This is a genomic window from Ruegeria sp. BG8 (genome assembly GCF_056538325.1).
Map to the genome: position 1 here is coordinate 1 of NZ_JBQFSZ010000016.1, position 25,003 is coordinate 25,003.

Consider the following 25,003-nt stretch of genomic DNA (forward strand, 5'->3'; position numbering starts at 1 on the left):
TTGAGTTTCTGGAAATGCCCGTCGACGTGAAGGACCTCGAAACGGATGATGCCTTGCGTGATCTGCTGCGCCGCAAGTTGCGTGACGCCGCCGACGGTTTGGCTTCAGACGATGCGGTCATCCGACTGAAGCTCACGGGGCGCACGCCGCGGCGCTGGCAGCTTTTACGCGATCAAGATGTCTGGATGGATACTGTGGCGCAATATGCCCGCGAAACCGGGGTGTTGTGGCTGGACAGGATCGTCTTTGATTTGTCTGCGAATGACGAGGCGGCAAACAGCGCGACGGATGAACTGGCCGTAATCATGAAGACCATCCGCGACCAAGCTGGGTTTGCGGAAAACTATCGCACTGAACTGGAAGATGTTCTGAAAGAAATCCCACCGCAGCGCCGGACAGAGCTGTTGCCAGATGAAGCCGAAACCAACCGTCTGGTACTGCATCTTGCCGAACGCGGTGCGCAGCGGCTGATCGCGAAGATGAAGGGGGCGTCTTCCTGATGCGTATCCAACGACTGGCTTTGGATGTTTTTGGCCATTTTTCAGGCAAGGTTCTGGACTTCGGGGCCGCTGGCCGCACATCGGATTTTCATTTGATCTACGGGCCAAACGAAGCGGGCAAAACGACGACGATGGAAGCCTATCTGCGGTTGCTTTACGGTTTCCCTAATCGTGACACCTATGGGTTCAAACATCAGCGCGCGAACCTGAAGGTGTCGGGGTTGCTGGAAATCGACGGAGACGCCCGCCTGTTCACCCGGTTGCCATCCCGCAATAGCAACTTGCGGGGTGACGCGGACGCGATACTGCCTGAGACCGCGATTGCCGCGCATTTGGGTGGGCTGTCGGCCGATGACTACCGCAGCCTGTTGTGTCTGGACGATGATACAATCGAGAAGGGTGGTGAAGAGATTGCAAATGCCCGTGGTGATATCGGCAAGCTGTTGTTCTCGGCCGCGGCAGGTGTTGCGGATCTGAATACGGTTCTGGATCAGGCGCGGGTTGAGGCAAATGCGTTGTACAAAAAACGATCCAGTTCGACGCGCGTTGCCGAACTGAAACGAGAGTTGAGCGAAATCGACCGCGACATTCGGGACTTGGATGTCAGCGCCGCCGCTTGGCGCAAGCTGAAAGATGGGCTCGCGGCTGCTCAGGCCGCCGAGGAAAATGCGCGTCAGGTGCGCGATGACCTACGCGTCGAGCAATCCCAAACCGATGCTTTGCGTCGCGTGATCCCCAGATTGGCACAGCTGGACAGGCTTGTAGCCGAGATTGCGGATAAGGCGCATTATCCCGATAGGATCGACATAGATCCTGAAATGCTGGTCAAACTGCTGGCCGATCGGGGCCAAGCAGAAACGGATTTGGAGCGCCTGACAGGCAACCTGAACGAAGCCGAAAAGGAACTCGAGAATCTGCCTCCGGACGAAAGCCGTCTGAACCTGTCTCAAAAGCTGGACGACCTTGACGAGCTGCGCAGCCGTACGTTGACAGCCGCGATGGACATTCCCCGGCGCCAACGCAGGCTGGACGAGGTCGAGGCGGACATGAAACGGGTGGTGGCAGAACTTGGGGCGCCGGAGGATGCGGATGTCGGTGATTTTGTTGTGTCCGCAGCCGAAATTACGGCGCTTGAAGAACTGCGGGGCAACATGCGGGATGCAGTAACCACCCGCAATAGTAGTGCGCGCGAGTTGGAAGAGTGTGCGCTGCGCGTTGCGCAGGCAGAAAAGACTCTGCGCGAGGTACAAAAAGCCGCGCCACTTCAAAGCGGTGCGCATGAACTGCTTGTGCGTTTTGATGCCGATAGGCTGGCCCCTGCATTTGCAACGGCTTCTCAAGCCATGTTGTCCGCGGAAGCATCTGCCAGGGATGCCCTGAACGCACTTGCGGTTGGCGATTGCACGTTTTCAGCGCTGCCTGCCTGCCCGGTAGATCGATCAACCGCAGAGGACCTCGCCGATCAACATGGATCGCTTACGGAAAAGATAGCGCGCCTTGATGAGAGGCTGGAAGATTACGAAGAATCTATCGCAATCAAAGCCGCCCAGATATCTGCTCTGGCTGAGGGTTCCGCTGTTTTTGGAGATGCTGAGGCGCAAGAGGCGCAGGCGCAAAGAGATGCCTTGTGGCAGGCCCATTGCACGGATTTGACAGCACAAAGTGCGGCGCTTTTTGAGCCTGCGATGACGCGGGTGGATGACATCAACGCAAGCCGTTTGGTCCATGCCGCCGAACTTGGTGCGCTTCGGAAGATGACTCAGGATCAGGCAGAAACCGAGGCGCGCAAGGAACGGGTCCTGTTGGCGCGCGAAGGATGGGTAGCGCAGGCAAAGGAATTTGAGGACCGAATAATCGATTACGCCGATAAAATCGGGTTACCCGAACTGTCACCACGTGCTATTGCGAATTGGGTTGATTTGCACGTAGCGGCGCTGGCAGCACACAGGCGGCGAAATGAGGTTGCCGAGCAACACAAGGATACGATTGAGCGCGCCGAGCGTCTACGTCAGCAACTTGCGCCGCTTCTTCCTTTGGAAGACCCGACATTTGATGCTGCGCTGGCTTCGGCCCGGGACATGGCGGATTCCGAGCGCGCGTACAAAGATGTTCTGCGCGAGACCTCGGAAAAACTGACAGAACTGCAGGGCGAGCTTGAGCGCCGCCAGAGCGGCCAGGACGATCTTGGCAGTGCCTTGGAGCGGGCAGGGGAGATTTGGCGATCCAAGGTTGGCGATTTGTTCGGCACACGGGTATCGCCTGACAGGCTTGCGGCGTCTCCGGGCGTGTTGGGCCACCTGCGCGAGTGGGATGCGACACGTCAAAGCGCTGCGCGGCAAGTGTTTGCGATGCAGGAGGATCAGCGACAGTTCGAGGCGGCGGTAGCCGAGCTGAGTACCCAATTTGCAATTGGTGAAAGCACTTCCTTGGACGCGTTTGCCCGGCTCAGGCAAATCGCTGAAAAAGCGCAAGACGATCAGAGACGATACATTGAGCTGATCGGGAAAAAAGCCGAACAAACCGAACTCAGAGAAAACTGCCGTAATAAATTGGCGGACATTGACCGAACGGTGACGACACTTGGGGCCGTATTTCCAGATACGGTTGACGTCAGCACACTTGAGGCTCTTCGGAACGCTGTAGGCACGGCCAAAGACGTGATTAGGGTCCGAGCGCAGGTTGCTGAAATCGAGGAGCAAATCCTCAGCGATCTTTCAGAAGAGACACTGGATGAGGCAAGAATCGCAGCCGGGGAGCACACGCTACCTGTTCTTGAGGCCCGAGCGCAGTCTTTGGAGGGTGATCTCAAGCGGGTGGAAGACACCCTGTCAGAAACGACGGTGGCACGCGCGAATGCTGAAAAAGACCTCGGGGCGATTTCCGGCAGCGCGGAAATTGCCGAACTGGTTGAGCGTCGCGCGATACTGCACCTTCAGATCGAAGACGCCATTTTGAACTATGTCGAGCGGGATCTTGGTCTGCGCGTCGCCGAAGAGGCTATCCGCCGATACCGCGACCGCCATCGAAGTGAAATGATGGCCGCGACTGAACGCGCATTCGCTGAATTGACGAACGGGGCCTATCAAAAACTGTTGACCCAGCCGGAAGGAGCGTCGGAAATATTGTTGGCGGTTGATGGCAATGGCACGTCGAAACAGGTTGGGGATATGTCGAAGGGAACACGGTTTCAGCTCTATCTGGCGCTCCGTGCGGCGGCATATGAGCAGATGGTCAGTCAGGGCGTTCAGTTGCCGTTTTTCTGCGATGATATATTCGAAACATTTGATGAAGACCGAACGCGTGCTGCGTGCCGTTTGATGGAGAGGATAGGGCAAAACGGTCAAGCGATCTATCTGACTCATCATCGCCACGTGGTCGAGATCGCCAAAGAAGTGTGCGAAAACCCACCAGTGATCCACAATCTGATGGATTGAGCAGCGCAGGGTGAGAGGCGTTGCGCGGATATTTCAGCCGCGCATTTGTCAATCTTCGATCAGCGAAAAATCTTCACCATCGCCCGGTTTTGTGCGCGGCGCTGCATGTCGGCGTCCAACAACCAGTCTATAATGAACAGAGAGCGCTCGATCCGCCCGATCTCGCGTAAGGCAACAGCCAGTTCGTGCTGACGGGGATATGATGCGAACTTCCTCAACAATTGACTTGGTGGCATGACGCCTGCCGCCATGGTGGCGACGGCGCGCAAGATGTCCGGCCAGTTTTCGGTGATCAGCTTTTCTCTGATCTTTCCACCGACCAGCCCGCGGATTTCCTTCGGCGCTGCAGAGGGGTCGAAGAGATAGAGCCGCTTTGACGGTAGGTCCCGGATACGGGGCACAAAGCGATAAGACAGGAGCGCGGTTGCCGCGAAGACATGATCGGTGAAGCCGCCGGTGTCGGCATACTGCTCTTTGATCTTCTTCCCAACCTCGTTCATCAGCAGGCCGTCCAGAATGTATGGGGCCTCGTTGACGGTCGCAGGGATATTCTGTGTGGCAAACGGGCCGAACTGGTCGGAGACATGGGTGTAGGCTTTCAAGCCGGGCTCCTGTCCATACTTCGCGTTGATGAGGTTCATCGCCTCACCATGCCGCGTTGTTGGAAAGAACTGACCATCGCTTGAAGCGGTCATACCGCCGCCCCAGAACTGCGCCATCGGCAATTTGGTCTGCGCCTCGATCACCTTGGCGAGCGCCCTGTTGATGGCATCGCTTTCAACATGCCACCGGGACAAGCGCGAGAGTTGGAAGTAGTCATGCGAACTGGTCGCCTCGGCCATTTTGCTGAGGCCAAGGTTCAATCCCTCGGCTAGCAGCACGTTCAGCAACCCGATGCGATCCTTGCAGGGAACGCCGGTGCGCAGATGCGTGAAGGCTTCGGTGAAGCCGATATCGTCATCAACTTCCTGCAGCAGATCGGTGATCCGAACGGCAGGCAGGCGGCCATAAAGGTCAAGCACCATGCCATCAGCATCCGCCGGGATCGCCGCCGTCAAACGATCAACCTTGAGTACGCCGTTCTCGATTGAGCCGCCCGGGATCGCGCCGGATCGTGCGGCCTTGGCCAAACGCTTCATGCCTTCCGCCAGCCTTGCCTTGCGATCATCGAGCCAGATCTCCGGTTCGAACGGCATCGTCAGGCGAGGGCACGCCTTGGCTGTTTCTATCGGTACCAAAGCCTGTTTCAGATCAGCGTAACGCCGGGAATGGGGCAGCCAGATATCGCCGGATCGGAAAGCTTCGCGCACCTGGAACAAGACGGCGACCTCCCAGAGCCGATTGTCACCTGGGTCCTGAGCATCGAGGTGTCGATTCCATTTCGAAGTTCGGCGTAAGAAGCCAACCTGGCGGGACGCATCGGTTTGATCCTGGGCGATGACTATTGTTGCCTGCATCAAAGGTGCCGCCACCGGGGCGGCGCAGATATCGAGCGCCCGCAGCATTCTTGGGGCATAGCGCCGGAACCGGTGATACCCATGAACGACATGCGACAGGGCGTCAGCCGCCATCGTGTCAGTCAACTCGGCCGCAGTTGTCACCATGCTTTCGAGGTGAGACCAGCCACACGCAAGTTCAATGGCCGCTTCAAGGGGGGCGCCATCCGCCCTGGCTTCCAGCAGAGCGGCACCCAGATCCTTGAAGGAACGTAATGTTTCACGCAGCGATGATCTGGCATCCGCGATACGCGCGTCGGACAGCCTCTTTGCATCCCGCCAGGTCTTGCCAACGATCCGGTCGTGGGTTTCGATCACGGCATCGGCAATGGCTGCCTTCCACTCTACCGTACAGACAGCAAGGATCGCCAGGCGCCGGTCACTCGTGATGTCGCGCAACCCATCGGCAAAGTAGCGCTCGCCTTGGCGGCGCAGGCGGGTGATCCGATGGGGCGGTACGTCGGCCAAAATGTCCGGTGAGAGGTCCAATTCCTGCAAAAACTCTAACCGGTCCAATAGCCGCGATGCGCCTGCCGAGTTGCTACCCACTTCGAAGCGGCGAAGCCAGATGAACCGGGTGACATTGCCATCCACGATCTCGGACAACAGCGCGTCCAGGCGTTCTTTCATTTCATCGTCGATCCTGCTGGTGATCCGGCTTTCGGTCTGGCGCTCCGCCGACACCAGAGCATCTGCGCACAGCCGCTCGATGACAGAGATGCCGGGCAGGATCACCTGCGACCGGCGGCACTCTTCGACAAATCGGCGCGCCAGGTCTTCGTTGGATCGGGCAGTTTCAGCCTCGTTCTCAAGCCAGGCCTTCAGACTGCGCGCGCCTTGGCCAGAGAACATCTTGAAGCCGTACATCTGGCGCAGGGCGTGCAGGTGCTGCTGACGGGTTTGCCGACGTGCGGCATAAGGTAAGACATCGTTGCCGGTCAGGCCCAACTGAGCCGCGATGAAGCGCAATACCTTTTCCGGGATGACCTCACCAGACGACAACAGCCGACCAGGATAGCGTAGGGCACAGAGCTGTAGGGCAAAGCCGATCTTGTTCTCCGGTCGCCGCCGTTCGCTGATGTGTTCGATATCGTCGTCTGCCAGTGTGTAATGCCGCAGCATCAAGGCCTCGTCAGTTGGCAGGTCAAAAAGCGCCGAACGCTGGCGCTCCGTCAGAATGGACCGTCTTGGCATGTTGGTTTGTCCTTGTTAATCAGATGTCTGTTCGGGAGGCATCTCGCACCAACAAAATCAACGGCTTGCAAGACCAAATTCTATGGGGGTTCAACTGGGACAGCGTGCAGCCATCTATGCCAGAGTTTCCACCACCGATCAGTCGTGTGACAGGCAGGTGATGGAACTGACTGATTTCGCTGAACGCGGTGGTTATGAGGTGATCGGTGTCTTCAAAGAAACAGCCTCTGGCGCTTCGGCCAATCGTGTTGCCCGGAACCGAATTCTCGATCTGGCTCAGGCTCGGCAGATAGATGCCATCCTTGTTAGTGAGCTATCCCGATGGGGCCGCTCCACTCAAGATCTACTGGACACGCTGAACAAGCTGGCTGGGTGGAAGGTTTCGGTCGTTGCCATGAGTGGTATGACTTTCGAACTGGACACGCCGCATGGCCGGATGATGGCGACCATGCTGGCAGGAATTGCCCAGTTCGAACGCGACCTGCTCAGCGAACGCGTCAAATCCGGTCTTGCCGCAGCCCGGGCGCGCGGCAAGAAGCTTGGGCGCCAACCCGGACAGCGGCCAAAATCCGGCAAACTTGCACCGAAAGTCGTTCAAGCCGTCGCAGAAGGTCGCTCATACCGATGGATCGCACGTGATCTCGGCATCAGCAAAAACACTGTGCTCGATATTATGAAACGTCATCGCGAAAATTCTTAGGGTGTCATTCTGCCCCCAGCCGGAACAGACCCCCTTTAGCAAAAGTCCGATGATTGGACATTCGGCCAAAGCTCAGTTCCCATGTTCACCAGCGAACACACGGCGGCGTATGAGGCGCTGCACCCAGAAACCGCGAAGCAGAGATTTAGTTGTGGCTAAGTTGGTCACGGTTCATTCGCCGACGATACAGCGGAGAAAACTGTTCAAGGGCGCTGTCCTCGCTGCGTTTCGTCAGGATGCGACACCGCCCTCAGTTTTGAAGTCAATATGAATGTGGTTGCCGTCAATGTCTCGAAGGTTGACTTGTACAATAGGCATGCCCGGCACGGGATCAATCGTGTGGGCAACATTCATTTCTTCCAGTTTTCTAACAAAATCGCCAAAGTCCACAGCTTGAAAAGCAAAGTGTTCCAACGAAGGGTTTCCACCAATAACTGGTTGTTCGCCTACTTCGACCAAATGCACCACCGCAGTGTCGTTCAAATAAAGCCACACACCAGGGAAGCCGAAATCCGGTCGCTTGCCTGGGCGCAAACCTATAACCTCACAGTACCAGTCGACCATTTCTTGTAGATTGGTGGTGCGAACGTTTACGTGGTCAAAAGCCAATAGGGTCATAAAAGGCTCCTAGAAGTTTGCGGTGTGTCGTCGTCAGCCAGTACAATTGTGCCCGACTTTGGATGATAGGATATCGCTACGAGTTACGCTCTTTCACCAATACTACACTCAAGTTTTGTCGCAAATTCTCTTTCTCGCTATAAATAAATGAAACTGGGACCCTAACAAAACTGATCTGGAGGCATTTTGGTGCGTTCGTCACTCATTCGAACTGATCGCCGCTTTCCAATTGATCACACACTTCATTCGATAGCGTATCGAGCCACATTGGCTTCATTCCATTCCAATCCCAGTCCCGCGCGATCAGGCGGTGTCAACACCCCCCTTGTCACTTCATAGGGATCCTTCAGGATCGGGTTCGCCCAGTCGACCCATTCCAACCAATGCGCGGCAGGGTCCGCACACATCAGATGAGAACTCGCCTCAGGGAAAAGATGCGATGACACCGGCCATCCTGCCGCGCGTGCAATACTGGATGCCTCGATCCAGCCTGTAATCCCCCCGATCTTCATGACATCGTTCATGACCAGATCGAGAGCGCGGGCTTGAGTGGCCCGGGCCATATCACCCGGCCCCCAATGGTTCTCACCCCCTTGGATCGGGATGGGGGAAATCTCGCGCAATTCCGCCAGACCAACGTAGTTATCAAAGGCAACCGGCTCTTCGATCCAGCCCAGATCATGCGCGGCCAATGCAGCGATACGTTGTTTTGCTTCGGCTACAGACAGACCCTGATTATAGTCCGTCACTATTGTTGTCGTTTCACCAAGGGCGTCCCGCACCTCATCTAAAACCGCCAGATCCGTCGCCACATCGGGGTACCCCAATCTGACTTTCAGCGCTGAAAACCCGCCATCTGAGATCAATTCCTTGGCTTCTCCCGCGACCTTGCCAGGGCCGATCAACCCCATGCCATTCGAGTTATAGGCAGGCAGGGCCTTGGCGACACCGCCCAGAACTTCACATAGTGGTTTGCCCGCCGCTTGTGCCACGCCATCCCATGCGGCCATATCGATCCCGGCGATAGCCATTAGGGTGATCCCCTCTGCACCCAAAAGTTTGAACTGTCCCAAAAGACGTGAGTGCAAACCGCGCGGGTCTGCGCTGCTGCCTTCGATGACCGAGGCAAGATCGCGCAGCAGTGCGGTCGTCGCTTTCAACGCAATTGGCGAATAGGTGAACAAATAACTGCGACCGAGCGAGCCGTCGCTGCGTTCAAGGTCGATAAGAACCAGAGGTGCCATCGTGACCTGCCCCGTCATCACAACGACCGGGCGTCGCAACGGGACCAGAACAGGGCGAGCAGTCAGTTTTTTGATGGTGACATCGGACACGGAAAGCGGGCCTTTCTTTATCGAGTTTTTTCAGCGACAGTGAAAATGTTATTCTGTGAAGATCGGCGGCTTCGTCAACTGCCGGTGCGTTGACAAGTAAACACTTATCTCACCATCCTGCCCTAGAAGATTGGATCACCGATCTGAGTCTGAAGCCTGGTGAGCATCAAAGATTCCAATTCACGCGTTTCCGACCAGCACATCACCGCGAACACACAACCCTCCCCAGACGGGGCCGTAGCAAAAGTCATTCACTTCTTTCTTAACCGCCAACCGGGCAGTGAAGTCCAATATGTCTTTCGCAGCGCGAAGGTGATCCCACGGCTTCGGTCACGCGTGTAACGGTGCCCAAGGTAAGGCATATCGTGACGAATTTATTACAACTCGGCGAAGCGGATCACCCGCCTCAGAAAGTGTGAACCCTTGAATGAGATCATAGGCTGGCTTCGAAGAGTTGTGAGAGAAAGCCATACCGGTCCCAAACTTGAACTCCTCATCAGCCGGAACGGTTGTTTCGCAAACTTTGAACAGAGATTGTCGAACACTCAGGTTTCGCAGGCTGTTCCCGTCGATTAGATTTCGAAGTGGTTTCAAATTTGATCCCTCTGAAAGGCCGCCACTTTCCCAAGGATGCAGTTCTTTACGCAGTATATTTCTATTTGCGGTACACAGTGTCGTATCGGGATTTTTAAGAGGTCTTGGCCGAACGCGGCGTGCAGGTGGAGCACGCCACTCTCAACAGGTGAGTTGCTAAGTATTCGTAGATGATCGCCGCGAGCGCGCAATCGAAGAAGCCGCCAACGCTGACTTCCTGGCGCATGGACGAAACCTATCTCCGTGTGCGCGGCAAGTGGATGTATGTTTATCGAGCAGTCGACAAAGCTGCAAACGCCCTTGATTTCTTGCCGTCTGAGCGACGAAATCGTTCAGCAACCGCCAGGTTCTTTGCCAAAGCAATGTCGTCAAACGGGATCCCAAACAAGATCGCCTTATATAAGAGTGGCCCAAATGCAGCCGGCATTCGAGAAGTGAATAGTATCCTGAAGCGGTTCGGCTGCCGAGCCAAAGTGCAGACGAACGGGTCCAAATATTTGAACAACATGATGGAATAGGATCATCGGCACATGTGTGGGTTTAAGTCGTTCGAATCCGCTTCAACCACTTTGGACGGCATCGAGGGTGCCAACATGATCCGAAAGCGGCAATTCTCCAGTGATACGACTTACCGCTTTCGGATGTTTGCTGAGATCGGAGGATTACTGCGTCTAGCATACCGCTGGCTTTGGTCGTTCCAAAAGTTTGCGACACAACCGCTCGTCACAACCCAATCCGTGTGAACGCCTCGGATGGCACTCGGTTCTCACTCATGATCCTGCGCAGATGGTCTTCAAAACGCGCTACAACTTCGGGCGCATCGATGGGTGTGTACTGCCCCGGATCGGTTTCCAAATCATACAGCACCGTCTCTGTTTCGCGCGGTGTACCCATGCACGGCACGTCGATACCGCCGTATTCATCCTTGCGGGCCGGAATTTTCATTACGCGAAGACCCTGCGCATAGTCCATCGGGTCCGACAGATCCATCTGACGCAGGTTCTCGACCGAGAATGCCTCTTCCAGATGGGTTGGCATCAACGTGTACTCGTAGATTTCCTGATCTGCGATATCCTCGGGGTAACGGAAATAGGTATAGCGCCCGTCGGTGATGTTCACCGAGCCGCCAAAGATGCCATAGGCCACGGCCTCGTGCCCCTGTCCATCCCGCTCCAAGAGCGGCATCAGATCCTGCCCTTCGACATTTTCCGGGATGGGGCAGTCAAACATCGACAGGATCGTTGGCATCAGATCCATGGTCTGCGTCAGGGCTTGACGAGACGTGCCGCCCTGATCGGCGTGATCGGGGTGATAGATCATCAGCGGGATATGGGCGATTTCGTTGTAATAGGGCGTGATGTTCTTGGCCCACCATTCATGTTCCCCCAGCAGAAAACCGTGATCGGTGGTCAGGATCACGACCGTGTCCTTCCACATGCCATGCTTGTCCATGTGATCCAGCAGCCGGCCAAAATACTCGTCACACATCTCGACCAGGCCGGCGTAGTTGTTGCGTAGTTCTTCGATCTCTTCCGCGCTTTCGCTGACCTTGTCATAGCGCGGCCAGTCGAGGATCGGACCCTCATAGCCGCTGTCACGCCGACCCTGGAACCGCTCGGGCGACCAGAAGGGTTCGTGCGGGTCGAAACATTCCAGATGACAGAACCAGCCGTCCTTGTCCCCGTTTGTGTCCAGAAACTCGAACGCCGAGTCCATGCATTTGGCCAGCGGCATATCCGCCTCGGTCGGCTGGTGGTCGCGGCTGATCATGTAGGGGACGTGCTTTTCGTCCATCCCGTGCATCTGTTGCGGGTGATACATCTCGCGCCAGCGGTCCAAGGGCGGCTGCACCATCGCCTTCCAGCGGTCTTTTTCCTGACCCCGGATGAAATCGAAACTGGAATACTGGGTGTGATAGGTCGCCCCCCCCTCCATCCAGTAATGTGCGTGATCGGTGATCATGTGGGTCCAGATGCCCGAAGATTTCAGCTCGCGGATCATTGAATTGTCGAAAGGTTCAAGCGGCCCCCAGCTGCGATGCATGAAGTTCAGCCGCCCCGTATGCAGGTCACGGCGGGCGGGCATGCAGGGCATCGAACCGACATAGTGATTGTCGAACCGGACGGACCGGGCCGCGAACCGGTCGAAATTGGGGGTCGCCATGCGGGTGCCGCCATAAGCGCCCAAGGCATTGCGGTTCAGACTGTCGAACAGGACGAATAGAACTTTCATAAGGACCTCCGGGTTACTTGAGGCTGCCGGACAGCAGGCCGCGGATGATGTATTTCTGACCGATCAGAACAAAGATCAGCGCCGGGATCACCGACAGGACGGATCCCGCCGCCATCTCGCCAAAGCGGATGTCGTATTCCTGCGCATAGCTTGAGATCGTGACCGGGATCGTCTGGGTCGCGCTGGAGGTCAGGTTCACCGCCACGATGAAATCGTTCCAGATGAAGATGAACACCAGCACCCCCGCCGCAATCATCGCAGGCCGCAGCAGCGGCAGGACGATCTGCCGGAACAGGTCCGAATCGCGGCACCCGTCCAGACGGCCGGATTCCAGCAACTCTTCGGGGACTTCGTGGATGAAGCTGAACATCAGCCACAAGGCCAGCGGCAGGTGCAGCACGGTTTCCGCAAGGATCAGCCCGGTCAGCGTATCCAACAGCCCGACCGACAGAAGTTGCACGAACCAGATGCCGATAAAGGTGATCGGCGGCAGGATGTGGAAAATCATCGCCCATGTGAACAAGGCAAACCGCACCCAGCGCCCGACCTGCAGCCGGAACAGCGTGAACACGGCCATGGTCGAGATCGCCAAAACCAGCGCGGTCGATATGACCGATACAATGATCGAGTTCTTGAGGCTGGACAGGTATTGCGAGGATTTGCCAAACAGCAGCTCTTCGAAATTGGTCCAGACCGGGGTGAACAGAACCTGCCCCAACAGGATCGAGATCTGGGTTTTGAACGCGATCGTGACGATCCAGACAAAGGGCACCAGCACCAGAATGCCGTAGATCACGACCAGGGCGAGCGCGGGCAGGCCAGAGGAACGGTTGGGATGTGACATGGCTTACCCCTCGGTCCGTTGCACGAAACGGCGTTGCAGCCACAACGTCACCAGCGCCAGCGTTGCAACAACGACCAGCGTGAACAGCGACATCACCGACCCCAGCCCGATATCGTCCTGCGTGAAATAGGCGCGCTGGATCGACAGGCTGACCACCTCGGTCGAGGTGCCCGGCCCGCCCGAGGTCAGCAGGTAAATCTCGTCAAAGACCTTGAAGGACAGAATCATGCGCAGGATCAGGGTCGAGATGATGACCGGCATCATCAAGGGCAGGGTGATATAGCGCAGGATTTGCCAGCGGCTTTGGGCGTCCAGCTCGGCGGCCTCATAGACCTCTTCCGGCAGCCCCTCGCGGCCCGTCAGCATCAGCAGGAACACAAACGGGGTCCAGTGCCAGATGTCGACGATGATAACAGCCCACAGCGCAGCCGATTGGCTGGCCAGCCAGTTCTGCTTCGGCAGCCCCAGCGTGCCGAGCAGCAGGTTGATCGCGCCAAAATCTGCGTTGTAGAGCAGGTTCCAGACCGCCCCGATGACGATAGGGGGCGTGACCACCGGCAACAGCATCACAAAAATGGCGGCGACGCGCACCCAGCCTCTCATCCCGGCCACGGCCAGCGCCAGAGTGAACCCGATGATGAACTGGATCAGAACCGCGAAGAACGCGAAATAGATCGTATTCCACAGGCCCGGCCAATAGAACAGATCGGCCTGAAATTTTCGGATATTGTCCAGCCCGACAAAGTGCGTCACGGCCTGACCATCAACCCATTCCAGCTGATGGAACACCATCCAGACGATCTGCAGGATCGGCAGCATCGTGAACAGCACCAGCAACGTCGCCAATGGGCCAAGAGACAGCAATCGCCATGTTCTGTCGCCGATCATTCGGTCCGTCCTTCAGGGATTTGACCCCGGATTGCGCCGGGGCCGCTTGGTTATTGCAGGTCTGGCAGTTTGCCGGTGCTGTAGCCTTCACGTTCCATCACCGCATGTATCTCGGCCGCTGCCTTGTTCAGCGCCTCGGCTGCCGTCATGTCGCCGATCACGGCAAGGTTCAGATGCAGATCGATGATCGAGTTGATCTCGTTCCGCTCAGGCACCGCAGCATAGAACAGCGCGTTTTTGGCATTCTGCGCTGTGGCATCCAGAAAACGATACTTCTCGGGATCGTCAAAATCCGACGCGCCAAGACCGATCGACACGGGGACCGAGCCATTCTCGATCATCGCCCGCTGACCATCCGGCGTGTTAAGCCATTTCATGAACGCAAGCGCCGCCTGCTTCTTGTCATCGGGAATATTCTTGGGAATGCCACCGATGAAATGCCCGGTCGAGCTGTAGTTCTGCCCGCCATCCACCGAGGGGATTTCGGCCACACCGACCTTGCCCGCAACGATGGATTTGGCCGGGTCCTCCAACCCTGCCCAGGCCGCGTTGACCATGATCGTATGGGCCGAGCGACCGGTGGCCATGAACTGGATCATCTCGGCCTGACCGGTTGCACCCGGATCGTCGGGGCCGACATCATTGGCAAAGCTCAGAAAGGTTTCCAGCGCGGCCAGTGCCTCGGGGCTGTTGAAGGTTACCGAGTAGTCGCCGCCTGCCTCATCCGCAAAGATCGTGCCGCCATGGCTGTAGATATAGGGCATCGCGTTCCAGCCCACATTCTGGCGTGACCCGCGCACGGTAAAGCCCACGCGTTCCGGCGGGTTGTGCAGGGCCTTGGCGTTGGCCATCAGTTCTTCCCAGGTGGTCGGAACCTGCAACCCGGCTTCTTCATACAGATCGGCGCGGTAGTACAGCAACTGGATCACCCCCGCCATCGGCAAGGCCATCAGCTTGCCGCTGCCGATGGATTTGCTGGCCTCATCCCAATAGACCGAGCCGCCGAAATCCGAGATGTCGTCGCGCAGTTTGTAATCGGGATCGATATCGGAGACAGCCTCAAGAAAGCCGCCCTCATACATCTCGATGATGCCAAGCGCGTTGATGGTGAGCAGATCGTAAATCCCCTCATCCGCGCGCACCGAGTTGCGGGATTTTTCAAGCAGAACCGGGAATGGCACCGCCTCGATATTGACGGTGTTGCCGGTTGCGGCCTCATAAGCTTCGACCGTGGCTTCAAAGCCCGGATACCAGGGGGACTGGTTGATGATCATTTGAATGTCGGCCTCGGCCCAGGCCCCCATGGGTGCCCCTGTCAGTATGGCCGCTGCCGCCGTGTTTCTCAGCGTCTTCAGCATTGTCGTCTCCTCCGCTGTTATCCGTTCAGGCGTTGCCCTGTTGTTGCGCTGAACAGATGGAATTGGCCCGGTTGGGGCCGGATAGTGACGGGCGTATCAAGTGTCAGTGCCGCGTCTTGCGCGCGGTCAACGAGGGCGGCCACCCGCCCCAAAGCACCGTCACAATGAATGATGGTCTGGTGGCCCAGCGACTCGGTCGCCACAACGGTTTCGGACCCGTCGCCGCCGGGCGTGATGTCCAGATGTTCCGGGCGGAACCCGCAGATCACAGGCTCCTGCGGTAGCGTATCCAGAGGGCCAAGGGGCACGCGCGCCCCATCCTTCAGCCTCAGCACCGCGCCGTCTGCCTGCTCGACCGTTCCCTGCACGAGGTTCATCTGAGGCGCGCCAATGAACTCGGCCACAAACAGGTTTTTGGGGCGATCATACAGCTCGGTCGGCTTGCCGACCTGCTGGATCACCCCGTCATTCATCAGCACGATCCGATCGGCCATAGTCATTGCCTCGACCTGATCATGGGTCACGAAGATCGAGGTCGCGCCCAACCGCCGGTGCAGCTGTTCGATCTCGACCCGCATCCGCGCCCGCAGCTTGGCGTCGAGGTTCGACAGCGGCTCATCGAACAGAAAAACCTTGGGGTCACGCACAATGGCACGTCCCATGGCGACCCGCTGACGCTGACCCCCGGACAAGGCGCGGGGTTTGCGGTTCAGATAGTCCTGCAGACCAAGGATAGTCGCCGCCTCGGCCACCCGGCGTTCAATTTCAGCCGGATCAACGCCGCGCATTTTCAACGCGAACCCCATGTTTTCGGCAACATTCATATGCGGGTAGAGCGCATAGTTCTGGAACACCATCGCAACGTCCCGATCCCGCGCCGGAACATCGTTGACGACCGCGCCGTTGATCGCAATGTCACCGCCCGAGATGTCCTCGAGCCCCGCAAGCATTCGCAACAACGTGGATTTTCCGCACCCGGACGGGCCCAACAGAACGATGAATTCACCGTCGCCGATGGTAAGCGACAGGTCGGTAATCACCTCAACCGCGCCATAGCGTTTTTTGATCTTCCTGAATTCAACGGAATTCACAGCGCCTGACCCCTGACACGTTCTTTTGTTCCTTTCTTGTCTTTTCCCCTGACGGGCAGCTAGAATCAAATTCATAATTTTCAGAAGGGCATGAAAATGGCGACTACCCCTGACCTCCTGCCTCGAAAACTGCGTATCTTTGCGGCGGTCTACGATACCACGAGCACGACAGCCGCGGCCGAAGCTGTCGGCATAACGCAATCGGCCGTGTCAAAAAGCATCGCGCAGCTTGAAGCCGAGTTCGGGGTGCAATTGTTCGAACGCACCCCCCAGGGCCTGCGCCCCATGCCCACAGCCGAAGCCCTGCGCAAGCGTACACGTTGGCTGGTTCGGGAAATCGATTTTGCAAATGCCGAAATTCGGGACACGGCATCGCTTGCCAATGTCGAGTTGCGCATTGGATCGGGGCCGGTCTGGAACGTGAAACTGCTGCCCGAAATCCTGCCGGGGTTTTGCGCGGACCATCCGCAAATCCGGCTGGATATTGCAACCGGGTCCGGCGATTACCTTGTGCCGCGAATGATCGACGGGCATTTCGACATCTACTTTGGTGTTTTGTCGAAAGAGTTTGAGCGCCCCGGCGTCCATTGCGAACCACTGCTGAACATGGAGCTGCAGATTTTCGTGCGGCAGGGGCATCCCTTGCTGTCATCCTCGGAACCCCGCGCCGAGCAGTTGGTGAACTACCCATGGATTGGATTTTCCAGCGACGATCAATTGGAAGGGAACGCGCAAAAATGGGCCAGGGACCTGGCGATCCCGTCGCGCCAGTTCTCGCTGCGGATCATGTCGCTGACTGCGATGATGGCGGTTGCGCGCGCCAGCGATCATGTCGTCTTTGCCGTTGATGCGCTTGCGGATGCGCTTGGCCGCAACGGCCTTGTCCAGCTGCCGTTCGCGCAGGGGCCGGGACAGGTCATCAGCGGATATGCCGTCCGATCCAGCATTGCCGAGCTTCCCCCGATCAAGAACCTGATCTCAAGGGCGCGGCACTGCTGTCTGACAGACGCATAGGCACAGAGTTGACGCGCGCGGGTTCCGTCATCCGGTCACACGACGCCCCAATCCAGAATGATAAACGGTTCTTTGATCACCCGTTGCGAAATATCGGAATAGACGCGTTCGATATCCTGCGCAGGGATGCTGACGGACAGGGCGCTGAAATCCTGCCCTTTCTCAGCCAGCCACCCCAACGCTGTTTCGAACCCCGAAAAGATACTGTGAGGCGCGTTGTTATACCCCTCAAGCAACTCTTCCCAGACGAACCCGCGGCTGTGGATTGGCAGTTCCCATTCCCAGCCGCTGCGCAGGTTGACATAGCTAAAGAAAACCTCGCGCAGGATGTCATGGGCCGGGATGTCGGTGCGTTGCTGCCAGGGCACGCCGACCAGAACGACTTCTCCGCCTTGCCTGACGATGCGACAGGCGTCCAGCACGGCAGCCTCATGGCCCGAACAATCGACCACCAGTGCCACTTTGCGGGCAAAAGCGGGATCCTCCACCGGCATTTCGGCGAAGGTGCTGTTTATCCCCGACTGTTCAACCTGCGCGCGGCGCAGCGGGTCTGGTTCAACCACCGAAACCTTGTAACCGCCAATTCTGAAGTTCCGGGCGGCCAGAATGCCAACAGGCCCAGCCCCGCAGATCACGACCTTATCCCCCGGACGGGCCTTTGTGGTCATCAGCGTTGTCATGGACACACCCATAAGCCGGGCCAGCAGCGCGGTTTCCGGTGTCATGCCGTGTGGCACGGGCAAGGTATGACGGGCCTGATACTGCTGGGTTGAGCGGTGATGACCCATGCAAAACCGCAAATCCCCGACCGCAACGCCCTGCACATCTGCGCCGACCTCATCGACGCGAAACACGGCGGCGTATCCGGGCCGGATGGGGAAATCGTCCCCATTGGCCCAGGCCAGCTCCGTGCCCTGGCTGATCAGGGTCGCAACCGTCGGCCCCCTGATTTCATCTGCGGCAAGCGGGGTGTCCTGATAGTCGGACAGCACAAAGGTGTTTTTGGCGGGAAAGACGATTTCCTGAGGCATTAGGGTGTCCTTTCGTCAGAGCGACAGGCTGTCGCCGCTTGCGGTGTCAAACAGGTGGAGGGCATCGGGGTCGAAATGCACCGTGACCTCAGCGCCCGGAGCGGGCCTGCCCAACGCCGGAACTTCGGCGATCAATTCGTGCGGCCCGGCGCGCAGGTCCAGAAGGGCCTCGTTGCCCAGATACTCGGTCACTTCGACACGGGCAGGGGCGGTGTTGGGGTCAACGTCCTTTGCCAGAGACAGGCCGTTGGGGCGAATTCCGATGGTCACGTCCTGATCTTCGGCCAGAACACCCTTGAACCGGTCTGGCACAGAAAGGTGCAGGCCATCCGCCTCAAGCCGCCCCTGTCGCACACGGGCCGGGATCATGTTCATCGGGGGTGAGCCGATGAACGTGGCAACGAACGTGTTGTTGGGCTGGCTATAGACCTGTTCCGGCGTGCCCACCTGTTCGATATGGCCGTCGCGCATTATGACGATCTTGTCGGCAAGGGTCATCGCCTCGACTTGGTCATGGGTGACATACAGGACGGTTGTGCCAAGGCGGTTGTGCAGCTTGGCGATTTCCAGCCGAACCTGTGTGCGCAGCTTGGCGTCCAGGTTGGACAGCGGCTCGTCAAACAGGAACACATCCGGCGTGCGCACCATGGCGCGGCCCATCGCGACGCGCTGGCGTTGTCCGCCGGACAGTTGTGCGGGGCGACGCGCCAGCAGCTCGGCCAACCCAAGCGTGGTGGCAACCTCATCGACGCGGCGGGCGACCTCGTCTGTGGACAGGCTCAGCGGTTTGAGCGCGAACTCCATGTTCTGCCGCACGGTCATATGGGGATAGAGCGCATAGTTCTGGAACACCATCGCCACGCCGCGATCCTTGGGCGCGACCTCGTTCACACGCGCGCCGCCGATCGACAGGTCGCCATCCGAGACATCTTCGAGCCCCGCAACCATGCGCAGCGTCGTGGTCTTGCCACAGCCCGATGGCCCAAGCAGAACGACGAATTCGCCCTCTTCTACGTCCAGATCAATGCCATGGACGACCTCGACCTGGCCGTATCGTTTGATGACATTTCTCAGCGTGATTGCCGACATTGCACTTCCTTTACTTGACCGAACCCATCGTCAGCCCGCGCACCAGCCACCGCTGGCAGGTGAGGACAAAGACGACACCGGGAATGAGAATGACAAACGAACCGGCCATGATGCGGCCCCACTGAACCGCGTCCGACGACCAGAAAGACATGACCGCCACCGGCGCCGTTTGCGCGTTGGAACCGGTGAGCATCAGGGCAAACAGAAACTCGTTCCACGAGAAGATGAAACAGAACACCGCCGACACCGCGAGGCCGGGGGCCGCCAGCGGCAGCGTGACCTTCCAGAAGATCGAGATCAGCCCATGCCCGTCCACCGCAGCGGCTTCTTCCAGCGCAGTTGGCACCTCGTCAAAGAAACCTTTCATCAGCCAGACGGTCAGCGGGATATTCGCCGTGGAATAGACGATGATCAGCGCGATGGGCGTATCCAGCAGGCCCACGGTCTTGAAGATGATGTAATAGGGCACGACCACGGCGATAGGGGGGAACATGCGCATCGACAGAATCCAGAACGCGACATCGTTCATCCGTTTGTGCTTGATCCGGCTGATCGCATAGGCGGCGATGCTGCCGAAGAACACCGAAAACGCGGTCGAGCCAAGCGCCACGATCAGGCTGTTTGCGATGAACTTGCCAAAGGGCCGCATCGCGAACAGGTCGCGATAGTGATCCAGCGTCGGCTCAAAGATCATCGCCGGGGGTTTCTGGAACATGATCGGGCTGGGTTTGACCGAAGATGAGGCGATCAGGTAGATCGGCGTCATGAAAACGATCAGGGCAATTCCTAGCAGGGTGTAGACCAGGATCGCTTGTTGGGTGCTAGGTTTGTTCATATCGTCACCGTCAGCTCTGCATCGGATCGCGGTTGAGGGATTTGAAGAAGAAGGTGATCAGCACGACGATGATGATCAGCGACACGAAAGACGCCGCCGCTCCGACCCCCATCTGCCAAAAGGTGAAGGACTGCCGGTAGATGTACAAAGACAGCACTTCGGTTGAATCGCCGGGGCCGCCTTTGGTCAGCACAAAGATGATGTCGTAGATCTTGAACGCATCGATGGCGCGCAGGAACAGCAGGCTGACCAGAACCGGTTTCAGCTGCGGCAGGGTCACATAGCGAAAGACCTGCCAGCGGGTGTTCCCGTCGATGCGCGCGGCCTCATAGGGTTCGGGCGACAGGCTGGTCAGCGCGGCGGCGGTGCCCATCATGATGAACGGCGTCCACTGCCAGATATCAGCAATGGCAATTGCCCACAGCGCCCAGTCCGGCGAGGTGATCCAAGAGACCGGGCCAAGGCCAAGAAAGCTGAGGAAATAGTTCAGATAGCCCAGCTCGGGGAAGTACAGAAACAGCCAGACAAGCCCCACGATCACCGGTGAGATCATCATCGGGATCAGCAGCAGCGTCCGCGCGATCCCCATTCCGGGGAGCCGCTGGGTGACCAGCAACGCAAGACCCACACCGATGAACAGCTGGATGCTGAGCGTGATGGCCATCAGCTGAAAGGTGATCTTCAGCGCGTGCAGGAAGTCGCCCGTCGTCAGAACGTTCTGATAGTTGCTCCAACCCACGAACACGCGCGGCACGAAAGGTTTGGCCAGATCGTAAGAGCGGAAGCTCAGATACCCTGCATAGAGCATCGGGTAGATCGTCGTCAGAAACAGGATCAGGATGGCAGGCAGCAGAAAGATCAGGAAAATCCGTCTGTTGCGCTTACGAATATACGCCATGAAGCAGAGCCTTGGTGAGAGAGTTCAATTCGGGTTGCTGCCCCGGCACACAGGACCGGGGCAGCAGGGGAGGCCGGCCTTATTGGAAAATGTCGGCCGGGGCGTCATTGATCCAGCGCAGGCGCAGATCCTCGGGGAAAACCTTGAGCCGCGTGTTGATCTTGGTGCAGGCATTGGTCAGCGCTTCTTCGGCCGTTTCGGTTTCACCTGCCATGTACTTGTTCAGCTCAACGCCAAAGATTTCTTCGACATCGGCATAGAACGGGTGAAAGATACGACGGCGCGCGTTGTCCTGCGTTTCAAGAAGAACCTTGTAGTACGGGTATTTCTCTTGCAGCTCGGGGTCGGACAGGATCGACTTGTGAAACTGACTGACGCCTGATCCTTCCTCGGCAAAGCGGCGCATCATATCGCGGGATGTGCCCCATTTGATGAACTCCCACGCGGCCTCTTTTTCCTGATCGGTGGCCTTCGAGTTGATGCCAAAGCTCAGCGCGCCGGTCATGGTCGGCTGCGGGTTGCCATCCCCGGTCGGGCTGGCGGCATAGCCTGCTTCGCCCACGGTTGGCAGAACGGCCTCATCGGGGTTGGTCAGACGCACGGTGCGCACCGACCAATAGCTGGACTGGGCGACCTCGGCACGTTCCATGTAACCGGTGCGGATGTCCCACATCAGGCCCAGATAATCCGGCGGGTTGAACGCCACGAGGCGTTTCATCACATCCGCTGCGGCCAGTGCAGCCTCGCTGTCCATCGCGCACAGGCCGGTTTCCGGGTCCCAATAACTGCCGCCAAAGCTGCGCATGATCGGGAAGAAGTCATGGGTGATCGCACCGGCCACCCGGCTATAGGCTTGCGCGTTGCCATAGAAATCTTTCTCAAGCGTTTCGCCGGCCAGTGTTGCGCCAGCGGGCCGGGTAAAGAACTCGGCAATGTCGATATACTGATCCCAGGTCTGTGCCGGGGCCAGATCATAGCCATATTTCTCTTTAAACGCCGCCTGTTCTTCGGCGCTCTCATACAAGTCCTTGCGGTAGTTCTGATGCCAGATCATTCCCGACGCCGGGAAGGCCAGTAGACGGCCTTGCCATGTGTTTTCCTGGAGCTGGATCGGTACGATGTCGTCCAGATGGATTTCCTCAGCGTCGCGTTTGACCAGATCCGTCAGATCCTCCAACGCGCCGGATTCGCCCAATACGCCAACCCAGGGGCTGTCGACCCACATCAACTGATAAGACGGGTCGTTGGCACTGGCCTCGATCACGATCTTGTCGATAAGACCCGGATAGGGGAACATGTCGATCTGCACCTTTGCGCCGGTCAGTTCCTCGAACTCATCTACGATCGGGGCAAGACGGGTGACGGATGTGTCGCCGATAGCAAGCATCTTGAGTTCGACGCCGTCAAAATCCTTTGCATATCCTACGGTCGCCGCCGTGATTGCGACGGCTGACACAAATGCAGTCAGTCCTAATGATTTCATGGTTTCTCCTCCGCTGAACGACGCCTCTCGCGTCTTGATGAAACGTTTAACCTTTTGTCAATTTTTTGCGCCGGTCATTTGCCCTGCGACGGAGTCCAAAGCATCTCAGACGCCTCTGCCTCATATCCCAACGGCCCGTTTGCGCTTACGATTTCAAGATATTGGCCCCAGGGGGCACGCAGATACATCCAGACCAGTTGGTCCATCGGCCCACCTTCGATCAGGGTTGGCCCGTCCAGAACGTCCACGCCCTTGGCTTTCAGTCGTTCGGCGGTGGCAAAGGCGTCTTCGACCTCGAACGCCATGTGCATCGCGCCAACCTCACCATTGTGCTTGATGGGGGTCGGATCGGAGACGCCCGAATATTCGAACACCTCCAGCGATCCGCCGCGTCCGATCTGCAAAACCCGCTGGTCCGAGATTTTGCACCCCGCCGGAACACCCAGCCGGGTCAGCATGAAATCGTCATCCACATCGACCGCGCCGCATTCCATGATCGTGACGGCCCCGAAAACGTCGGTAAAGAACTTCACCGCCTCTTCCATATCAGGCACTGTGAAACCGATATGGTGTAAACCCAATGTGCTCAAAGCAGCCTCCCGTCTGTTTGCTGAAACGATTAACGCACTAGATAGTTACTTAGTCAAGACAGAATTTTCAAAGTAAAGCATTGATAGGCTCGCCAGCCTGTCAGGCTAGTTCTCGACGGCCCTCGTTCCGTTCGTCCGCGAATATGACCGCAGGCAAAGGATCAAGCCCCCGCACCATGTCAGACGCTTTTTCCCCGATCATGATGGTCGGCGCATTTGTGTTGGACGAGTTGATCGCTGGCATTATGGAGGCATCGCAAACCCGGATGCCCTCAAGCCCGTGTATCTTCAGTTTGGTGTCCACCACTGCCATGTCGTCATGGCCCATTTTGCATGTTCCGACTGGATGATGGTCGGTCTTGGCGATACCAATTGCATAGTCCAGAACTTCGGCCTCTGACGCATTGGGACCTGGCAAAACCTCGTGCCGCACATATTTCTTGAGCGCTGGCTGTTGCATGATTTCACGCGCCATTTCCAGCCCACGCAGAGACATCTCACGATCATAAGGATCGCCCCAAAAGTTCGGGTCTATCAGCGGCGCCACATCCGGCTGGTCCGAGGCCAATCGCACCGTACCCCGCGACCGTGGGCGGGCAAAAGTACTGTTCAGCGTGACCCCGCAACCCTCGATCTTGACGATCCCCTTTTCGATTCCGGACCCTTGGCCTAGGTGAAACTGCATATCGGGGGCGTCAGCGGTTTCGTCGGCGTACCAAAATCCGCCTGTTTCGAACAACGAAGCTGTCACTGGCCCGGTTTTGGTGAGATAATACTGCAACCCGGCCAATATGGTGCGGTCGATCCTCTCGGTCCCATCATAAGTATGGCGGCCAGTGCATTCCAAGATCGTACACAAATCGACATGATCCTGAAGGTTTGATCCAACTCCCGGCAGATCATGCTGAACGCTGATCCCAACAGAACGAAGATGATCGGCAGGACCAACACCGGACAGCATCAACAGTCGCGGCGACCCTATCGCACCCGAGGTCAGTAGAATCTCGCGCTCAGCCCGCAAAATGACGCGGTCTGAGCCTTTCATCATCTCGACACCGGTTGCACGGTTATTTTCGAAAACGATCCTTTGGACCTGAGCACCTGTAATCACGGTTAGGTTTGTCCGCGGCTCAGCCGGTTTCAGAAACGCCTGCGCGGTCGAGGATCGTCGCGCGTCTTTTTGCGTTAGTTGGTAAAACCCGCACCCGGCCTGCTGTTTGCCATTGAAGTCGGGATTGTACGGCAGACCCCATTGCTGTGCTGCGCGGATGAAAGCGCTGCAAATTGGCAGCGCACCGCGCGGCATGGACACACCTAATGGACCGTCGCCTCCATGATAATCATCCTCAAACCGCTCGTTCCCTTCGGCTCGTTTGAAATAGGGCAACACCTCGCGGTAACTCCAACCGTCGCAGCCATGGACCTCGGCCCAATTGTCGTAGTCCTGCCGGTTACCGCGTGTGTAGATCTGAGCATTGATCGAAGATCCGCCGCCGATCACCCTTGCTTGTGTATACCACAGCGATCGCCCGTTCAGACCTTTCTGCGGCACAGTGGACCAACCCCAGGATGCAATCCCTTTGGTCATCTTGGCAAAGCCCGCTGGCATGTGAAACAACGGGCTACGGTCCCGTCCACCAGCCTCGAGCAACGCAACACTGACGTCGGGATCTTCGCTTAGACGGGCGGCCAGCACACACCCCGAAGAGCCACCACCGATGATGATGTAGTCGTATGAATTATCAGACATCCGCTTTGCTCCGCGCTCGGCTTGTAACCA

The 25,003-nt window shown here is 57.7% G+C and carries 17 protein-coding genes and 4 pseudogenes; 5 read left to right on the forward strand and 16 right to left on the reverse strand.

Annotation, left to right across the window (positions count from 1 at the left end; translation table 11 throughout):
- Positions 1-500: pseudogene (locus ACR0DG_RS20675) on the forward strand (metallophosphoesterase family protein); the annotation flags it as partial.
- On the forward strand, positions 500-3,934 hold the full coding sequence (locus ACR0DG_RS20680; RefSeq protein WP_480700326.1) for an AAA family ATPase: 3,435 nt from the start codon (positions 500-502) through the stop codon (positions 3,932-3,934). The pseudogene ACR0DG_RS20675 and the gene ACR0DG_RS20680, both read left to right, overlap by 1 nt.
- Before the next feature lie 89 nt (positions 3,935-4,023).
- On the opposite strand, the pseudogene ACR0DG_RS20685 reads toward ACR0DG_RS20680, so the two are convergent.
- A pseudogene (locus ACR0DG_RS20685) lies at positions 4,024-6,624 on the reverse strand (Tn3 family transposase); the annotation flags it as partial.
- Between the two features lie 82 nt (positions 6,625-6,706).
- Between ACR0DG_RS20685 and ACR0DG_RS20690 the strand changes: the two are divergent.
- Positions 6,707-7,324: a recombinase family protein gene (locus tag ACR0DG_RS20690; RefSeq protein ID WP_480700538.1), complete on the forward strand. Its 618-nt coding sequence runs from the start codon at positions 6,707-6,709 to the stop codon at positions 7,322-7,324.
- Between the two features lie 231 nt (positions 7,325-7,555).
- Here ACR0DG_RS20690 and ACR0DG_RS20695 read toward each other — a convergent pair whose 3' ends face one another.
- The 3 genes and pseudogenes from ACR0DG_RS20695 to ACR0DG_RS20705 form a co-directional block, all read right to left on the reverse strand.
- Positions 7,556-7,942 carry a VOC family protein gene (locus ACR0DG_RS20695; RefSeq protein WP_480700343.1) on the reverse strand — a complete coding sequence of 129 codons (387 nt, stop codon included), beginning with the start codon at positions 7,940-7,942 and terminating at the stop codon, positions 7,556-7,558.
- 242 nt (positions 7,943-8,184) lie between these two features.
- Complete coding sequence (locus tag ACR0DG_RS20700; RefSeq protein ID WP_480700342.1) at positions 8,185-9,276, reverse strand: enolase C-terminal domain-like protein; 1,092 nt, start codon at positions 9,274-9,276, stop codon at positions 8,185-8,187.
- 180 nt (positions 9,277-9,456) lie between these two features.
- Positions 9,457-9,588, reverse strand: a pseudogene (locus ACR0DG_RS20705) (hypothetical protein); the annotation flags it as partial.
- A 284-nt stretch (positions 9,589-9,872) separates the two neighbouring features.
- Between ACR0DG_RS20705 and ACR0DG_RS20710 the strand changes: the two are divergent.
- Positions 9,873-10,532: pseudogene (locus tag ACR0DG_RS20710) on the forward strand (IS6 family transposase); the annotation flags it as partial.
- 61 nt (positions 10,533-10,593) lie between these two features.
- Here ACR0DG_RS20710 and ACR0DG_RS20715 read toward each other — a convergent pair.
- The 5 genes from ACR0DG_RS20715 to ACR0DG_RS20735 are packed head-to-tail and all read right to left on the reverse strand — an operon-like array spanning position 10,594 to position 16,283.
- A complete protein-coding gene (locus ACR0DG_RS20715; RefSeq protein WP_480700341.1) occupies positions 10,594-12,102 on the reverse strand; it encodes a sulfatase in 1,509 nt (502 codons plus the stop codon).
- Positions 12,103-12,115: 13 nt separating this feature from the next.
- The gene (locus ACR0DG_RS20720) at positions 12,116-12,946 is read right to left on the reverse strand and encodes a carbohydrate ABC transporter permease (protein WP_480700340.1); all 831 of its coding nucleotides are present in this window, start codon (positions 12,944-12,946) and stop codon (positions 12,116-12,118) included.
- A 3-nt stretch (positions 12,947-12,949) separates the two neighbouring features.
- On the reverse strand, positions 12,950-13,834 hold the full coding sequence (locus ACR0DG_RS20725; protein WP_480700339.1) for a carbohydrate ABC transporter permease: 885 nt from the start codon (positions 13,832-13,834) through the stop codon (positions 12,950-12,952).
- Between the two features lie 50 nt (positions 13,835-13,884).
- Positions 13,885-15,192, reverse strand: coding sequence for an ABC transporter substrate-binding protein (locus ACR0DG_RS20730; protein ID WP_480700338.1), 1,308 nt, complete (start codon positions 15,190-15,192; stop codon positions 13,885-13,887).
- A gap of 17 nt (positions 15,193-15,209) precedes the next feature.
- On the reverse strand, positions 15,210-16,283 hold the full coding sequence (locus ACR0DG_RS20735; protein ID WP_480700337.1) for an ABC transporter ATP-binding protein: 1,074 nt from the start codon (positions 16,281-16,283) through the stop codon (positions 15,210-15,212).
- Between the two features lie 96 nt (positions 16,284-16,379).
- Here ACR0DG_RS20735 and ACR0DG_RS20740 point away from each other — a divergent pair, with 96 nt between their 5' ends.
- The gene (locus tag ACR0DG_RS20740) at positions 16,380-17,297 is read left to right on the forward strand and encodes a LysR family transcriptional regulator (RefSeq protein ID WP_480654888.1); all 918 of its coding nucleotides are present in this window, start codon (positions 16,380-16,382) and stop codon (positions 17,295-17,297) included.
- Positions 17,298-17,332: 35 nt separating this feature from the next.
- Here ACR0DG_RS20740 and ACR0DG_RS20745 read toward each other — a convergent pair whose 3' ends face one another.
- The 7 genes from ACR0DG_RS20745 to ACR0DG_RS20775 all read right to left on the reverse strand — a co-directional run bounded on the left by ACR0DG_RS20745 (position 17,333) and on the right by ACR0DG_RS20775 (position 24,973).
- Positions 17,333-18,328: a zinc-binding dehydrogenase gene (locus ACR0DG_RS20745; RefSeq protein WP_480700336.1), complete on the reverse strand. Its 996-nt coding sequence runs from the start codon at positions 18,326-18,328 to the stop codon at positions 17,333-17,335.
- A 15-nt stretch (positions 18,329-18,343) separates the two neighbouring features.
- Positions 18,344-19,417 (reverse strand): ABC transporter ATP-binding protein, encoded by a 1,074-nt coding sequence (locus ACR0DG_RS20750; RefSeq protein ID WP_480700335.1) that lies wholly within the window; start codon positions 19,415-19,417, stop codon positions 18,344-18,346.
- A 10-nt stretch (positions 19,418-19,427) separates the two neighbouring features.
- Positions 19,428-20,252, reverse strand: a complete 825-nt coding sequence (locus tag ACR0DG_RS20755; RefSeq protein WP_480654894.1) for a carbohydrate ABC transporter permease — start codon at positions 20,250-20,252, stop codon at positions 19,428-19,430.
- A gap of 10 nt (positions 20,253-20,262) precedes the next feature.
- Positions 20,263-21,150 carry a carbohydrate ABC transporter permease gene (locus ACR0DG_RS20760; protein ID WP_209100443.1) on the reverse strand — a complete coding sequence of 296 codons (888 nt, stop codon included), beginning with the start codon at positions 21,148-21,150 and terminating at the stop codon, positions 20,263-20,265.
- A gap of 79 nt (positions 21,151-21,229) precedes the next feature.
- Positions 21,230-22,633: an extracellular solute-binding protein gene (locus tag ACR0DG_RS20765; RefSeq protein WP_480700334.1), complete on the reverse strand. Its 1,404-nt coding sequence runs from the start codon at positions 22,631-22,633 to the stop codon at positions 21,230-21,232.
- A gap of 74 nt (positions 22,634-22,707) precedes the next feature.
- Positions 22,708-23,223 (reverse strand): VOC family protein, encoded by a 516-nt coding sequence (locus ACR0DG_RS20770; protein ID WP_480700333.1) that lies wholly within the window; start codon positions 23,221-23,223, stop codon positions 22,708-22,710.
- A 100-nt stretch (positions 23,224-23,323) separates the two neighbouring features.
- Positions 23,324-24,973, reverse strand: coding sequence for a GMC family oxidoreductase (locus tag ACR0DG_RS20775; protein ID WP_480700332.1), 1,650 nt, complete (start codon positions 24,971-24,973; stop codon positions 23,324-23,326).
- Positions 24,974-25,003: the final 30 nt, after the last annotated feature.